Origin of the sequence: Bradyrhizobium diazoefficiens, from assembly GCF_016616885.1 — a bacterium.
GTDB lineage: Bacteria > Pseudomonadota > Alphaproteobacteria > Rhizobiales > Xanthobacteraceae > Bradyrhizobium > Bradyrhizobium diazoefficiens_F.
Genome location: NZ_CP067102.1, coordinates 6646395 through 6661075, shown reverse-complemented (window position 1 = coordinate 6661075; position 14681 = coordinate 6646395). Strand labels below are relative to the sequence as shown.

At 64.3% G+C, this 14681-nt stretch carries 13 protein-coding genes and 1 pseudogene; 10 read left to right on the top strand and 4 right to left on the bottom strand.

Annotation, left to right across the window (positions count from 1 at the left end; genetic code table 11):
- The first annotated feature begins 182 nt into the window (after positions 1-182).
- Positions 183-1115: a hypothetical protein gene (locus JJC00_RS30955; protein ID WP_200469592.1), complete on the top strand. Its 933-nt coding sequence runs from the start codon at positions 183-185 to the stop codon at positions 1113-1115.
- A gap of 13 nt (positions 1116-1128) precedes the next feature.
- Here JJC00_RS30955 and JJC00_RS30950 read toward each other — a convergent pair whose 3' ends face one another.
- Positions 1129-1707, bottom strand: coding sequence for a MarR family winged helix-turn-helix transcriptional regulator (locus tag JJC00_RS30950; protein WP_200469591.1), 579 nt, complete (start codon positions 1705-1707; stop codon positions 1129-1131).
- 578 nt (positions 1708-2285) lie between these two features.
- On the opposite strand from JJC00_RS30950, the gene JJC00_RS30945 reads away from it, so the two are divergent.
- Complete coding sequence (locus JJC00_RS30945; RefSeq protein ID WP_246774301.1) at positions 2286-3512, top strand: MFS transporter; 1227 nt, start codon at positions 2286-2288, stop codon at positions 3510-3512.
- A gap of 100 nt (positions 3513-3612) precedes the next feature.
- Positions 3613-4502 (top strand): annotated as a pseudogene (locus tag JJC00_RS30940) (dienelactone hydrolase family protein).
- 41 nt (positions 4503-4543) lie between these two features.
- Here JJC00_RS30940 and JJC00_RS30935 read toward each other — a convergent pair.
- Positions 4544-5401 (bottom strand): SDR family oxidoreductase, encoded by an 858-nt coding sequence (locus tag JJC00_RS30935; RefSeq protein ID WP_200469590.1) that lies wholly within the window; start codon positions 5399-5401, stop codon positions 4544-4546.
- 145 nt (positions 5402-5546) lie between these two features.
- Here JJC00_RS30935 and JJC00_RS30930 point away from each other — a divergent pair, with 145 nt between their 5' ends.
- Entirely contained in the window at positions 5547-6278 is a 732-nt protein-coding gene (locus JJC00_RS30930; RefSeq protein WP_200469589.1) for an HAD family hydrolase, read from the top strand.
- A gap of 34 nt (positions 6279-6312) precedes the next feature.
- On the opposite strand, the gene JJC00_RS30925 is transcribed toward JJC00_RS30930, so the two are convergent.
- Together JJC00_RS30925 and JJC00_RS30920 are read right to left on the bottom strand one after the other, a co-directional pair.
- The gene (locus JJC00_RS30925) at positions 6313-6720 is read right to left on the bottom strand and encodes a nuclear transport factor 2 family protein (RefSeq protein WP_200474290.1); all 408 of its coding nucleotides are present in this window, start codon (positions 6718-6720) and stop codon (positions 6313-6315) included.
- Between the two features lie 89 nt (positions 6721-6809).
- Positions 6810-8294 (bottom strand): mannitol dehydrogenase family protein, encoded by a 1485-nt coding sequence (locus JJC00_RS30920; protein ID WP_200469588.1) that lies wholly within the window; start codon positions 8292-8294, stop codon positions 6810-6812.
- Between the two features lie 138 nt (positions 8295-8432).
- Between JJC00_RS30920 and JJC00_RS30915 the strand changes: the two genes are divergently transcribed.
- From JJC00_RS30915 to uxuA, 6 genes are all read left to right on the top strand, one after another.
- Positions 8433-9242, top strand: coding sequence for a FadR/GntR family transcriptional regulator (locus tag JJC00_RS30915; RefSeq protein ID WP_200469587.1), 810 nt, complete (start codon positions 8433-8435; stop codon positions 9240-9242).
- Between the two features lie 80 nt (positions 9243-9322).
- The gene (locus JJC00_RS30910; RefSeq protein ID WP_200474289.1) at positions 9323-10288 is read left to right on the top strand and encodes a sialic acid TRAP transporter substrate-binding protein SiaP; all 966 of its coding nucleotides are present in this window, start codon (positions 9323-9325) and stop codon (positions 10286-10288) included.
- A 136-nt stretch (positions 10289-10424) separates the two neighbouring features.
- The gene (locus tag JJC00_RS30905; RefSeq protein WP_200469586.1) at positions 10425-11003 is read left to right on the top strand and encodes a TRAP transporter small permease; all 579 of its coding nucleotides are present in this window, start codon (positions 10425-10427) and stop codon (positions 11001-11003) included.
- A gap of 4 nt (positions 11004-11007) precedes the next feature.
- Positions 11008-12414 carry a TRAP transporter large permease gene (locus JJC00_RS30900; protein ID WP_200469585.1) on the top strand — a complete coding sequence of 469 codons (1407 nt, stop codon included), beginning with the start codon at positions 11008-11010 and terminating at the stop codon, positions 12412-12414.
- Positions 12411-13472 carry an L-idonate 5-dehydrogenase gene (locus tag JJC00_RS30895; RefSeq protein WP_200469584.1) on the top strand — a complete coding sequence of 354 codons (1062 nt, stop codon included), beginning with the start codon at positions 12411-12413 and terminating at the stop codon, positions 13470-13472. The genes JJC00_RS30900 and JJC00_RS30895 overlap by 4 nt, the downstream gene beginning before the upstream one ends.
- A complete protein-coding gene (gene uxuA, locus JJC00_RS30890; protein WP_200474288.1) occupies positions 13472-14659 on the top strand; it encodes a mannonate dehydratase in 1188 nt (395 codons plus the stop codon). The genes JJC00_RS30895 and uxuA overlap by 1 nt, the downstream gene beginning before the upstream one ends.
- The last annotated feature ends 22 nt before the right edge of the window (positions 14660-14681 follow it).

The following is a 14681-nucleotide window of genomic DNA, read 5'->3' as shown; positions in this document are numbered from 1 at the left end:
AGCTTGGCGAAATCTTGGCGAGTGTGTGTCTTTCGAGTCGCACTTTCGCCTCGTGCATGACGCGTTTGACTCATTCGATGTCGCATTGATTGTGACGAAAAGATTTTTTGATGCGCACGTTTCAGGCAAGCTTCGCCAACTAGCTTCGTTCAACAGATCGAAAACGAACGGAGCATTTTCAAATGTTGTCCGATGGAAAGACGCGTCCCGCCGAAACTGCGGATTTGACCGCAGCGGCGAAGCCGGCTCCGGAAGCGCGAGATACGAAGACCAATGGTGCGCCGCGCGCGGCCAAGCCCGCGTCAGGCGTGAAGCCCCTATCGGCTGCGAGCGACGAAGTTGCAGCCAAAGCAGCGCTGGAGGGATTGAAGCGCATCCGCGCCAAAGCGCGCCTTGATAAGATGGCGATACCAAAGCCTGCGCCGGTGGTGATCAAGCCGGCGGTGATCGTGGCCAAGCCGCCGCCGCCGCGTCCGACATGGGTCGCACCGCTCGCGACATTGGCGGTTGCCGCCATCCTGGTGGTCTGCGCCTGCACCGGCGTCATTGCCTATCTCACCACGCAGCCGAGCCAGACCAATGCCGCGGCCAATGCGGAGATCAGGAATCTGCGCGATACCGTCGCACAGCTGCGCAAGCAATTGTCCGGTGTGTCCGAGAATCTCGACGGCCTGCGAACCGCGGTCGATCAGTCGAGCAAGGCGACCAGCGACCGTTTCGGCCGGTTCGCCGAGAATCTGGATCGCATCGAGCGGGTGAGCTCGTCCTCGACCGCGAAGCTTGACAGGCTCGCCCAGGTCCAGGTCCAGCCGCCGACTCCCGTTGCTGCGCAGCCGTCGCCGGCGATGCCGATGATGGCCTCGGTCGCTGCACCCGAGACCACGGGGTCGGTGGCTCCAGCCGAACGCACCTCGGCGCCGCGAAAGGCGGTCAAGGGCTGGTCGGTCCGCCAGGCTTATGAAGGCATCGCGATCCTGCAGGGGCCGAGCGGTGTCGTCGAGGCCGTGCTCGGCCAGCAGGTCCCCAATCTCGGTCGCATCGAGGAGATCAGGAACGAGAACGGCCGTCTGGTGGTGGAAACCAGTGGCGGTGTCGTCTACTCAGCGCGCAAATAAGCGGCGGACAGTGCTATTGGCGGTGATGCTCGAAGCTGGTGCATAGCAGGTCGACCTCGGCTTCGGCGATCGGCGCGCGAAACAGCCGGCAGGTGAATTCGACCGTCGTCTTGTTCTCGGAAGCAGTGCGGTCCTCCCGGAGGAAGATGCATCGCTTGCACACGTCGGTGTGGTGCCGCTGCTCGGCGGCATCCGCCTGATCGAGCACGTGCCGCAAGGTGTCGCGAAAGCGGATCTTGCCGTCTTCATCGAGGACGGCGATGGCTTCGACGAAGCCATTGACGGGATCGCGCGCCAGGAACTTCTTGCCCTGCTGCGTCACACTCAGCGTCACCGACCGCTTGTCCTTGGTGGAGCGCTTCCGCTCCACATAGCCGAGGCGCTCGAGCTCGCCGATGATGAACGAGGCGGTGCCGCGCGTTGTGCCGACATAGCTTGCCAGCGCTGAAGGCGTCCTTGAGAACCGGTTGGCACGGGAGAGAAAGCGCAGCGCCATCCACTCGCGATCGCGCATGCCGTGCTTGGTGCCTTCGAACCACAGGATTCTCGCCACCTGTCCCAGTAATTCAATTGCTTCGCGCGCCAAATTCATGTCGATGCCAGATCGGATAAAGCTTTATTCAATTGAGCCGGTGGTTGCGCAATCGCCGTGGGTCAGAATGAAGCTGTCGAGCTTCGTTCGAAGCGGAAACAATTGCCGCGCTTGGAAGACGCTTCTCCGTTCTGGAGATGGAACATTCGGCAGTGGAACTAGAGCGTCGCGAAGAAAGTTCGAGTAAATATGACGGCTCAACTGATCTGAAAATTTCAGTCAAATGGCCTGGGCTCGCGCTCAAATATCGGGCGGTGTGCTGTGCCTGGGCAATATGATGTGTCGTTGCGGCCACGATCGAGCCGATTGTTGCGGCGAAAGGTTCGAATTGCGCGAAACCGCACACAACCTGCAACGCGTGATGGCGCCGCGGGCAGCGGGAGAACCCCTTTTTTCGGTTAATGGATGTTGCGACGCAATGCGGTCACGCGGTTAAATCGGGACAATCACCGGGGAATTCGAGAGTGTCGAGAAACGAGCAAGCCAAGCCCTCCCAAGCCAAGCCCTTCCAAGCCAAGCCTCTCCAAGCAAAACCGTTCAGCGTCAAACGCGCCGCACTGGCCGCCACCGTTGGCAACATGCTCGAGTTCTACGACTTCATCACCTACAGCTTCTTCGCGATCCAGATCGGCCACACCTTCTTTCCGACCGGAAGCGAGTATGGCAGTCTGATGTTGTCATTGGCGACCTTCGGCGCCGGCTTCGTGACGCGGCCGATCGGCGGCATCGTGCTCGGCATCTATTCCGACCGGATCGGCCGGCGGCCCGCCATGCTGCTGAGCTTCGCGCTGATGGGGGCGGCGATCCTGACCATCACGTTCACGCCGTCCTACACTACGATCGGCATCGCAGCGCCGATCATCGTGATCGCCGCCCGCATGGTGCAGGGGTTTGCACTCGGCGGTGAGGTCGGGCCGACCACCGCCTATCTGATCGAGATCGCGCCGCCGGAACATCGGGCGCTGGTGGTGGCGTGGCAGCCGGCGAGCCAGGAGATCGCCGCAACGGCAGGCGCCCTTGTCGGCGTCATCCTCAGCAAGAGCATGGCGCCGGAGATGCTGGACGCCTACGGCTGGCGGGTGGCGTTTCTGATCGGCACGGTCTGCCTGCCGTTCGGTGTCTGGATGCGCAGGACTCTGCCGGAGACGATCCCGCAGGCCGAAGCCGGTGCCGCCGCGAAAGAAAGCACGGGCCATTTCTCGCAGGCCCACCGCCACACCGGTCTGATCGTGCTGGCGCTGATGGTTCTGGCCAGCGGCACGATCTCGACCTATGTCACGCAATACATGACGACCTATGCGCAGAACACGCTGCATGTTTCGTCGACGCTCGCCTTTGCCGTGTCGCTCGTCAGCAACGGCATTCAGTTCGCCGGCGCGCTGGCCGGGGGCTGGCTCGCCGATCGTCTCGGCCGCAAGCCCGTCATGATCTGGCCGCAGCTTGCAACGCTGCTGCTGACTTATCCGGTCTTCCTGTGGATCGTCCATGCGCCCGGCACGTTGTCGCTCCTGGTCGGTTTCGGTCTGCTCTCCGTCATCGGCTCGCTGCCTTTCACGGCATTCTATGCGACGTTCACCGAGGCGCTGCCACAGAACATCCGCGGCGGTGTGTTCGCCACCGTCTACGCAGTCGCGATCGCGAGCTTCGGCGGCACGGCGCAGCTCGTGGTCACCTGGCTGCTCCATGTCAGCGGTGATCCGCTGGCGCCGGCCTGGTATCTGCTGCTTGCCGGGATCGTCGGCCTCGTCGCGATGAGCCTGATGCCGGAGACTGCGCCGGTGAAGCAGCGCGATCGCCGGATCTGAAAGTCCGGCGATCGCAGGCTGGTGATTTGCGTTTCGCCGGCAATTATTGGCGAATGCGTCGCCTGAAGGATCAGGGCTAGGCATCAGGAAGGATCAACCGATGAGTATTGAAACCACCATCACACCCGACGTCTTAGGGCTGATCAAGCCGTCGCCGGTCTCGAGTCGCGGATTCATGAGCGCGACCGCGGCCGTCGCCGCCGGCTCTACACGCTTGCGGCAGGTCCCGTCCGCGCCGAGGTGATCACGACCGACACCAGCGGCCTCCAGGCCGGAGATGCCAAGATCAAGGTCGGTTCCGAGGAGATGCCGGCCTATTTCGCCCGTCCGGCCGGCAACACCAAGGCGCCGGTGATCATCGTCGCGATGGAGATTTTCGGCCTGCACGAATACATCAAGGACGTGACGCGGCGCCTCGCCAAGTTCGGCGCATTCGCCGTCGCGCCCGATTATTACTTCCGCAAGGGCACTGACCTCACCAAGGTCACCGACATGAAGGATCTGCTGCCGATCGTCAACGCCAAGCCGGACGCCGAACTGCTGTCGGATCTCGATGCGACGGTGGCCTGGGCGGGATCTCAAGGCGGCGACACTGCGAAGCTCGGCATCATCGGGTTTTGCCGCGGTGGCCGCACGGTCTGGGAATATGCCGCTCATAACGGCACGCTCAAGGCCGGCGTCGCCTTCTACGGTCCGCCGGTCGATGCGCCCAATCCGCTCTGGCCGAAGAGCCCGATGCAGCTTGCGCCCGAGATGAAGGCGCCGGTGCTCGGCCTCTATGGCGGCGCCGACACCGGCATCCCCGTGGCCCAGGTCGAGCAGCTCAAGGCGGCGCTCGAGCAGAACAAGAAGACGGCCGAATTCAAGATCTATCCGGAAGCGCCGCACGGCTTCCATGCCGACTACCGTGGCAGCTATCGCAAGGATGCGGCGGAAGACGCCTGGAAGCAGGCGCAGGCCTGGTTCAAGAAATACGGCGTTCTGAGCTGACGCTGAAGATCAAAGGGCGGCCGATCGGCCGCCCTTTCTTTTTAGCAGCGCAATCGCTCTTCACCATCGCGCCACAGCGCATCGAGGCCATGCCGATAAGTCGGATAGGTCAGCGTGACGCCGAGCTCGTGCTTCAGCCGCGCGTTGGAGACGCGGGCGCTGCTGGCATAGAAGCTGCGCGCCATCGCCGACATCTCGGCGGTCGCGAACGCTTCCTCGGCCGGCGGGGCGATATCCATCAACTGCGCGGCATAGGCGATCACGTCCTGGGGCGGTGCGGGCTCGTCGTCGCAGACATTCCAGGTGCCACTGCTGTTGTGGTTGATCGCGGCCATGATGGCGCTGGCGATATCGTCGACATGAATGCGGTTGAAGACCTGGCCGGGCTTGATGATGCGGCGCGCCGTGCCGCTGCGTAGCGTCACCAGCGCGTTGCGGCCGGGGCCGTAAATGCCGGCAAGCCGCAAGATCGCGACGTCGCCTTGTACTGTGTCCGTCCAGGCCCGTTCCGCTGCGACCCGCATCCGGGCGCGGTCGAGACCTGACTGTGGCGGCGTGCTCTCGTCGACCCATCCGCCGGCGTGATCGCCGTAGACGCCGATGGTGGAGAGATAGACGACCTTGCGGCGGCCCGCCGCGATCACGTCGCCGACCGCCGCGAGTGCGGGATCTCCCGTGCTGCCCGGCGGGATCGAGATCAGAAGGACATCAGCATTGCGGATACGGTCGACCGTGGCGTCAGCCGGTCGGCTGCCGGAAAAGGCGTGCAGCTCGATCCCGGCGAGGTCGTCCCGCCTGGCGGGATCGCGCACCGTGCCGGCGACATGCGAGAAGCTGCCGCCGAATTTGCGGACGAAATGCTGGGCGCTATAGCCGAGGCCGAGGATGAAGAGCCGCATGCGTCTCCCGTGCAGGTCTGAGTTCCCGTTCGCGCTAGCCGCGCACCTCCGCTCATAAGAGATTTTTGGGTCCGGCAAAAGATATTGCGATTTTACTCGCCTGCCGGTGCGGGCGATGGTTGCGCTTTACAGGGGAGGCTCGACCATGCAGGCGGAAGCGGCCACCATTGCGCCATCCGGCGCGGCGGAGTTGGTCCGGAACGCGGCCGCACTGATCTTCGACGTCGACGGGACCCTGGCCGAGACGGAGGAGCTGCATCGGCAGGCCTTCAACCACGCCTTTGCCCGTCATGGCCTCGACTGGCATTGGGACCGTGCCGTCTACACGGAGCTGCTACGGGTGACCGGCGGCAAGGAACGCATCCGCGCCTTCCATACGAGGCACTGGGCCGGGCCGCTCTTGTCGGATGCCGATATCGCCGAGCTTCACCGCATCAAGACCGCCCATTATGCCGAGCTGGTCGAGACCGGTTGCTGCGCCTTGCGGCCCGGCGTGGCGGACCTGCTCACTGCTGCCCAGGCGCGTGGCCAGCGGCTCGCGATTGCGACCACGACCTCGCACGGCAATATCGATGCGCTGCTGTCGCGGGCGCTGGGAACGCGCTGGGCTGCCGACTTTGATGCGATCGTTGCCGGTGATGATGTGAGGCACAAGAAGCCGGCGCCGGATGTCTATCTCGAGGTCCTGGCGCGGCTGAAGCTCAACGCGTCCGACTGCGTCGCGATCGAGGATTCCGCCAATGGGCTGATCGCGGCCTCGCGGGCCGACCTTCCCGTGCTCATCACCCGCAGCTTATTTTTCCGGGATGATGATTTCAGCGCGGCGCGGGTGGTGCTGGACGAACTGTCGGAACTCGACGCCGAACAAAAAACCTGAAAACAACCCCATGCACAGTAGAACGTCGCCGCGGTCAGTGCACCCGGTGACTTGCCCTATCGTCCTCGGCCTGCTCGACAATCTGCGCGATTGGGCTCGACTGGTGATGCACCAGCCGCCAGCCGTCGCCGACGCGCCGAAAATGGTTGGCTGCGGCCAAGGCGGTGCCGTCGACGATCTCAATGCAGAGCACGCGCGCACTGTCGCCGTCGACGATCGCCTGCGGCTCGGCACAGACGATCTGCGGACGTTCCGGGTTCTGCAGGATGTCGCGCCAGCTTCCGATTACGGTGGCATGGCCGACGATCGCGGGCCAGCCGGGATGAATGCAGGAAATGGCGTCGTCATCCGCCCACATCCGCTTCATTTCGTCAAAATCGCCCGACGAAAAGGCGGCGTAAAAAGCCGCGTTCGCGGCGATGACCTTGCTGTCCTTTGCCATGCCTCTCGGGTGGGCCAATGGCAGGTAAAAATCAAGCGCGACTTCAGTCCGACTTTGAACGCAGTGCAGCATTGCTGCCCACTTTATGATCACGCCGAAACGAGCTTCTCCACTGCGCGCCGCGCACCTTCCTTGTAGAGACGGTCGAGCGCCGCGGTCACGGCCTCGCGCAGGCGCGGCTCGGTGCCGAGCGGCCCGAACACTCTTGTGACGCCGAGCAATGCGGGCGCCAGCCGCTCGGCGACGGGACCGGCCTCGCGCGCCAGGCCCGCGAGCTCGGCAGCGAGGGGATCGCGCACGTCGATGGCGCGGCCCTGCTCGTCGCGCGCGGTGACGTAGCGCATCCAGCCGGCGACCGCGAGCGCATGCGTTGCGATCGGCAAATTCGTAGCGAGGCGATCCTGCATCGCGCCGAGCAGGCGCTGCGGCAGCTTTTGCGAGCCGTCCATTGCGATCTGCCAGGTGCGGTGATGCAGCGCCGGATTGGCAAAACGCTTGAGCAGCGAGGCGCGATAGGCGGCGAGATCAGTCCCTGCGGGCATCGTCAGCGTCACCGCGGCCTGTTCCATCACCTGCGCGGCGAGCCGCGCGAAATGCGGATCCTGCATGGTATCGGCGATGGTCTCATAGCCGGCGAGATAGCCGAGATAGGCCAGCGCCGAATGGCTGGCGTTGAGCAGCCGCAGCTTCATCAGCTCGAACGGCTTGACGTCGGTGACGAGCTCGACGCCCGCGGCAGCGAGATCGGGCCTGCCCGCGGCAAAGCGATCCTCGACCACCCATTGCGTGAACGGCTCGGTCATGACAGGCCAGGCGTCACGCATCCCGAGCGCCGCGGCGATCGCATCGCGGTCCGTATCCGTCGTTTCCGGCACGATGCGATCGACCATGGTGCAGGGGAAGGCAACGTTATCCGCGATCCATTTGCCGAGATCCCTTGAGCGAAGCGCGGCGAATTGGGTCACGATCCGTTGCACTGTGTGGCCGTTGGCGGCGAGATTGTCGCAGCACAATACGGTGAAGGGTTGAACGCCGAGCGCTCGCCGGCGCGCCAGCGCGGCCACGATGAAGCCGGGTGCCGAGCGCGGCGCATCGAGGTTGTTGAGATCGTGCACGACGTCGGAATGCCGCTCGTCGAGATCGCCGGTTTGCGGCGTGTGGCAATAGCCCTTCTCAGTGACCGTCAGCGAGACCATGCGAATGGCGGGATCGGCCATCCGCTCGACCAGCGCAGCCGGCTTCTCGCGCGCGACGACGCTGTCGAGCAGCGCGCCGATGACGCGATGCCCGGTGCCCTCAGTGGCGCGCACGGCGACGGTGTAGAGATGATCCTGCGGGGCGAGGGCGTCGCGCGTGTCCGGACTGCGCAGGCTTGCGCCGACGATACCCCAGGACGTGGCGCCGGTGGCCAGGCAATCGTCCATGACGACAGCCTGGTGGGCGCGATGAAACGCGCCAAGGCCGAGATGCACGATGCCGGGCGTCACGCGTGAGCGGTCATAGGCCGGGCGGCGAATGGCCGGCGGCAGCCGGTCGAGATTTGAGCGGCCAAGACGCGTTGAATTAAGCCGCATGGTCGGCTCTCCCTGTGTTTGGCCGCTGCTTGACATGGCACCCGTCCTCGGTCAATGCTCCGGTCAATTGGTAAGGCCAATTATCCAAAATTGGCGGGCCGCCGGATCGACCGGCGCGGCCTCTGGGGGAGGGCCAGCGTGCCGCTGGAAGCTGTGGAGGCGAGACGGCTTTATCGCCAAATCGCCGATCAATTGCGAAGCCTGATCGACAGCGGCGAGTACGCGGTCGGCAGCCGCTTACCGACCGAGCGCGAGCTTGCCGATCAGCTCAAAGTGTCGCGGCCAACGGTGCGCGAGGCGCTGATCGCGCTCGAAGTGGAAGGACGCGTCCGCATCCGCGTCGGGTCCGGCATCTATGTGATCGATCCTTCGGACGCTACGCCGGCGCCGTCCGCCGTCATCGAGGGGCCATTCGAGCTGTTGCGCGCCCGCGAATTCCTGGAAAGCGCGATTGCCGAGCAGGCCGCGCGCGTGGCGACGAAGGACGATATCGCGCGCATCGATGCCGCCCTGATCGCAATGGAGAACGTCGCACATCCCGGCGAAGCCTCGATGGTCCACGACCGCGCCTTCCATATCGCGATCGCAGGCTGTCTCGGCAATGCCGTGCTGGTGCGCGTGGTCGGCGAGCTGTTCGACCAGCGCCTCAATCCCTATTTCGCGCAGCTCGCGCATTATTTCGAAAACCCCGGAACCTGGCGCACTGCGCTCGACGAGCACCGCGCCGTGCGCGATGCCATTGCGGCGCGCCGGCCAATGACAGCTCACGACGCCATGCGCGACCACCTCGCGCATTCGCAGGAACGCTTTGCGCAGAACTTTGGCGCCGAGACCGGCGCAGGGGCGCCGGCGGCGCGGAAGCTGGTGGCGCGATCCGGGACTCAGCCGGCGAAACCAAAGCGACCGTCGAAGAAGCAGGCCAAAAGCGGCAGCGCGCGACGGCGATGAGACTGGGCGGCTCGCCTCGTTTCGGGCGGGTGAACAAGAAGCAGACTTAAGTCAGTGGAGGATATTCAGTGTTGAAGAAGATGACGACGGTGCTGGCGGTCTCGGCCGCGGCGATGCTTGCCACTACCCAGGCCGGCCTGGCGCAGACCAAGTTGAAATGGGCCCATGTCTACGAGACCTCGGAGCCGTTCCACACCGCTTCGGTCTGGGCCGCACAGGAGATCGGCAAGCGCACCAACGGGCGCTACCAGATCGACGTCTATCCGGCGTCGCAACTCGGCAAGGAAGCCGACATCAACCAGGGCCTTTCGCTCGGCTCGGTCGACATCATCATCTCCGGCTCGAGCTTCGCGGCCAAGAGCTTTCCGCCGATCGGCGTGACCTATTATCCCTACACCTTCCGCGACGCCGATCATCTGCTCGCCTACACCAAGAGCGACATCTTCAAGGAGCTCGCCAAGGGGTATGAGGACAAGAGCGGTCATCACATCATCGCGGTGACCTATTACGGCGTGCGCCAGACCTCGTCGAACAAGCCGATCAAGACCTGCGCCGACCTCAAGGGCCTGAAGATGCGCGTGCCCGACGTGCCGGCCTATCTCGCCATGCCGCGCGCCTGCGGCGCCAACACCGCGCCGATCGCATTCGCCGAGGTCTATCTCGCGCTCCAGAACGGCACCGTCGAGGCGCAGGAGAACCCGCTGCCGACGATCGAGGCCAAGAAGTTCTACGAGGTACAGAAGCACATCGTGCTGACCGGCCACATCGTCGACCACCTCAACACCGTCGTCGCTGGCGCGCTCTGGAAGAAGCTCTCGGACGAGGACAAGAAGATCTTCACCGACGTCGCGCAGGAGGCTGCCGCGAAAGCGACCGAGGAGATCAAGCAGAACGAGGCCAAGCTCGTCGCCTTCTTTAAGGAAAAGGGCCTGACCGTGACCGAGGTCGACAAGAACGAGTTCCGCGACATCGTGCTGAAGAACGTTCCGTTCGAGACCTTTGGCTATCGCAAGGCCGATTGGGAACGCATCCAGGCGGTGAAGTGACGGCGTAGCCGTCATTCCGGGGCGGTCCGTAGGACCGAACTCCGGTGCGCAATTGCGCACCGGAGAATCTCGAGGTTCCGGGTTCGATGCTCACGCATCGCCCCGGAATGACGTTCGGGTTTTGAGGAGTAACCACATGTCGACCGCCGAAGCGCACCGGCAGATCACCGGGGACGAGATTGCCCATACCTTCGAGGAGGAGGCCATGCCGAAGGTCGATCTCGGCATTTACGCATTCGAGGATTGGGTGGCGCTGGCGATCTTCTGGGTGATGGCGCTCGCCGTCTTCCTGCAGTTCTTCACCCGCTACGTCCTCAACGACAGCTACGCCTGGACCGAGGAGATCGCGACCTATTGCCTGATCGGCGTGGTCTTCATCGGCGCCTCGATGTGCGTGCGGCTGTCGCGGCACATCCAGGTCGACCTGATCTACCGCTATCTGCCGCATGCCGTGGCGCGCGCGCTGTCGACGGTCATCGACCTGATCCGGATCGCCTTCTTCGGCTACGCCGTCAAGCTGGTCTGGGTCTACATCCAGATCATCGGCGACGAGTCTATGACCACGATCAACTTTCCCAAGAACTACGTCTACTACGCCGTGCTGCTCGGCTTCGTGCTGATGTTCGTTCGCTCGCTGCAGGTCGCGCTGCAACATTTGCGGCAGGGCTATTCGATCCTCGAACGCCCCGGCGCTTACGACGGTTTTGAAGGGTAATTCCATGTTGCTGTTGCTCGGAGGTTTCCTCGTCCTGATGCTGCTCGGCGTTCCCGTGGCGATTGCCATGGCCGCGTCGTCGCTGCTCTACATCCTGGTCAGCGGCGTGACGCCCGATGTCACGCTGGCGCAACGCATGATCGCGGGCGTCGAGAGCTTTCCGCTGCTCGCCGTGCCCTTCTTCATCCTGGCCGGCAATCTCATGAACATCGCCGGCGTCACCGGCCGCATTTACAAGTTCGCGGTTGCGCTGGTCGGCTGGATGCGCGGCGGCCTCGGCCACGTCAACATCATCGGCTCGGTGATCTTCTCCGGCATGTCCGGCACCGCGATCGCGGACGCCGCCGGTCTCGGCACCATCGAGATCAAGGCGATGAAGGACCACGGCTACACCACCGAGTTCTCCGTCGGCGTCACCGCGGCCTCTGCGACGCTCGGGCCCATCATCCCGCCGTCGCTGCCCTTCGTGATCTACGGCATGATGGCAAATGTCTCGATCGGTGCGCTGTTTCTTGGCGGCGTCATTCCCGGCGTGGTCCTGACGCTGCTGATGATGGCGACGGTCACTTACTTCGCCTACCGGAATAAATGGGGCAGCGACACCCCGTTCTCCTGGCCGCAGCTCGGCTCGGCCGGCCTCGAGATCGTCGTCGTGCTGTCTTTCCCGCTCGCGATCTGGCTGATGACGCTGGCCGGCCTATCGACCAACCTCGCGGTCGTCATCGGGCTCGGCGCGCTGCTCGCGATCGACTGGTATTTCGACTTTTCGGCGGTGATGGCGCTGATGGCGCCTGTCATCCTGATCGGCGGCATGACGCTCGGCTGGTTCACGCCGACGGAGGCCGCGGTCGCCGCCGTGATCTGGTCGCTGTTCCTCGGCCTCGTGCGTTACCGCACCATGACCTTGAAGACCGTGGCGAAGGCGACCTTCGATACCATCGAGACCACGGCCTCGGTGCTGTTCATCGTCACCGCCGCCTCGATTTTCGCCTGGCTGCTGACGGTGTCGCAGGCCGCCCAGCTGCTCTCGGACTGGATGCTCAGCATCACCCACAACAAATGGGTGTTTTTGGCGCTCGCCAACGTGTTGATCCTGTTCGTCGGCTGCTTCATCGACACCACGGCGGCGATCACCATCCTGGTGCCGATCCTGCTGCCGATCGTGCTCAAGCTCGGCATCGATCCCATTCATTTCGGCCTGATCATGACGCTGAACCTGATGATCGGCCTGTTGCATCCGCCGCTCGGCATGGTGCTGTTCGTGCTCGCGCGCGTGGCGAAGCTCTCGGTCGAGCGCACCACGGTCGCGATCCTGCCCTGGCTGGTGCCGCTGCTGGTCGCGCTGATCGCGATCACCTACATTCCCGAACTGACCCTCTGGCTGCCGAAATACATGGGACTTTCCAAATGACCTCGACCTCTCTCGCCGCAACCCTGTTCGGCCCCGAAGATCTGCGCATGATCGAGCATCCGCTCGACAGGCTCGCAGACGGCATGGTGCGCATCCGCTTCGGTGCCGGCGGCATCTGCGGCTCGGACATGCATTACTTCCGCCACGCCCGGACCGGCGACTTCGTGGTGAAGTCGCCGCTGGTGCTCGGGCACGAGATCTCGGGCCAGGTCGCGGAGATCGCCGGCTCGGCGGCGAACCTGAAGGTCGGCGACCGCGTCGCCGTCAATCCGTCGCGCTGGTGCGGCCATTGCACTGCCTGTCGCGAGGGTCGTCAAAACCTCTGCGAAAATATCTACTTCATGGGTTCGGCGTCGAAAACGCCGCATATGCAGGGCGGTTTTGCCAACTATTTCGATGCGATCCCGGCGCAGTGCGTGAAGATCCCGGACCATGTGTCCTATCAGGCCGCAGCGCTCGCCGAGCCTCTTGCGGTCTGCCTGCACGCCGTCGCGCGTGCCGGTAACATCCAGGGCAAGCGCGGCATCATCTTTGGCGCCGGTCCGATCGGGCTTCTGACCATGTTGGCCGCGCACCGCGCCGGCATGGCCGATATCACGGTGGCCGACATCGCATCGGCCCCGCTGGCCTTCGCGACCCGGCTCGGCGCATCGCATGTCGAGAACGTCGCAAACGGTGAAGAGGGCCTGAAAGCGCAGGCGGCCTCGCGTCCCTACGATGTCGCGTTCGAAGTCTCTGGCACGGCCGCGGGTCTTGCCAGCGCCATCGGCATTGTCAGGCGCGGTGGTATTGTCGTGCAGATCGGCAACCTGCCGGGCGGCCAGATTCCGACGCCGTCGAATGCGGTGATGGCGAAGGAGATCGACCTGCGCGGCTCGTTCCGCTTTGGGCTCGAATTCATGACCGCGGTGGAACTGATCGGTGCGGGCAGCGTCGACGTGCTGTCGCTGGTCACGGCCGAGCGGCCGCTGTCGACTGCGCCGGACGCGTTGCGGCTGGCGCTCGACCGCTCGCAGAGCGTCAAGGTCGTGCTGACCGCTGACCGGAGAGATCCATGATGCTAGAGGGATGGCGCTGGTACGGGCCGGATGATCCGGTCTCGCTCGACGATGTCAGGCAGGCCGGGGCGACAGATATCGTCTCGGCGCTGCATCAGGTCCCGATTGGGGAGGCCTGGACGCGCAAGGCGGTCGAGGAGCGCAAGGATTTCATCGAGCGCGGCCAGCCCGGCCGCTCGCAGCTGACCTGGTCGGTGGTGGAATCGATTCCGATCCCCGACGACGTCAAGCGCCTCGGGGCCAAGGCAACGAAGTCGATCGAAGCGTGGATCGCGAGCCTGGAGGCGGTGGCCGCTTCCGGCATCAAGATCATCTGCTACAATTTCATGCCTGTGGTCGACTGGTGCCGGACCGATCTGGAATGGGAGCTGCCGAACGGCGCCCGCGCCATGCGCTTCGACCAGGACCGCTTTGCGGCGTTCGAGCTGCATATCCTCAAGCGCCCTGCGGCCGCGCAGGAATATTCGCAGGAAGCGCAGGCGCGCGCGAAGGCGCGGTTCGAGAAGATGAGCCAGGCGGACATCGACTATCTCATCATGGCGATCGCCAGCGCGCTGCCGGGCTCGACCACCGAGCCGATGACCATCCCGCAATTCCGCGATCGGTTAGAGACCTATCGTGACATCACGCCAAAGGTCCTGCGGCAGCATCTCGCCGAGTTCCTCGCGCGTGTCGCGCCGGTCGCCGAGCAACTCGGCGTGTCGCTGACCCTACATCCGGATGATCCGCCGCGCCCGCTGTTCGGCCTGCCGCGCGTCGCCTCGACCGCCGACGACTACCAGGCGCTGTTCGGTGCCGTGCCGTCCCAGGCCAACGGCATCTGCCTGTGCACCGGCTCGCTCGGCGTGCGTGCCGAGAACAATCTGCCTGCGATGGCCGAGCGTTTCGGCCCGCGGATCGCTTTCGCGCATCTGCGTGCGACCAAGCGCGAGGCCGACGGCCTGACGTTCTACGAGTCCGATCATCTCGATGGCGACGTCGACATGGTCGCGGTGCTGAAGGTGCTGTTGAAGGAGAACGCGCGGCGTTCGCCGGACAAGCAAATCGTGTTCCGTCCCGATCATGGCCACCGCATGCTCGACGATCTCGCCGCCACCAAGCGCACCAATCCGGGCTATACTGCAATCGGCCGCCTCCGGGGGCTCGCCGAGCTCCGCGGCGCGATCCGCGCGATCGAGCATCAATAAGAGATCTGTGGCAGTGTGTGAG

Coding starts and splice junctions, on each gene's coding strand:
- JJC00_RS30955 (WP_200469592.1), top strand. CDS start 183: ATGTTGTCCGATGGAAAGACGCGTCCCGCCGAAACTGCGGATTTGACC.
- JJC00_RS30950 (WP_200469591.1), bottom strand. CDS start 1,707: ATGAATTTGGCGCGCGAAGCAATTGAATTACTGGGACAGGTGGCGAGA.
- JJC00_RS30945 (WP_246774301.1), top strand. CDS start 2,286: ATGCTCGAGTTCTACGACTTCATCACCTACAGCTTCTTCGCGATCCAG.
- JJC00_RS30935 (WP_200469590.1), bottom strand. CDS start 5,401: ATGCGGCTCTTCATCCTCGGCCTCGGCTATAGCGCCCAGCATTTCGTC.
- JJC00_RS30930 (WP_200469589.1), top strand. CDS start 5,547: ATGCAGGCGGAAGCGGCCACCATTGCGCCATCCGGCGCGGCGGAGTTG.
- JJC00_RS30925 (WP_200474290.1), bottom strand. CDS start 6,720: ATGGCAAAGGACAGCAAGGTCATCGCCGCGAACGCGGCTTTTTACGCC.
- JJC00_RS30920 (WP_200469588.1), bottom strand. CDS start 8,294: ATGCGGCTTAATTCAACGCGTCTTGGCCGCTCAAATCTCGACCGGCTG.
- JJC00_RS30910 (WP_200474289.1), top strand. CDS start 9,323: ATGACGACGGTGCTGGCGGTCTCGGCCGCGGCGATGCTTGCCACTACC.
- JJC00_RS30905 (WP_200469586.1), top strand. CDS start 10,425: ATGTCGACCGCCGAAGCGCACCGGCAGATCACCGGGGACGAGATTGCC.
- JJC00_RS30900 (WP_200469585.1), top strand. CDS start 11,008: ATGTTGCTGTTGCTCGGAGGTTTCCTCGTCCTGATGCTGCTCGGCGTT.
- JJC00_RS30895 (WP_200469584.1), top strand. CDS start 12,411: ATGACCTCGACCTCTCTCGCCGCAACCCTGTTCGGCCCCGAAGATCTG.
- uxuA (WP_200474288.1), top strand. CDS start 13,472: ATGCTAGAGGGATGGCGCTGGTACGGGCCGGATGATCCGGTCTCGCTC.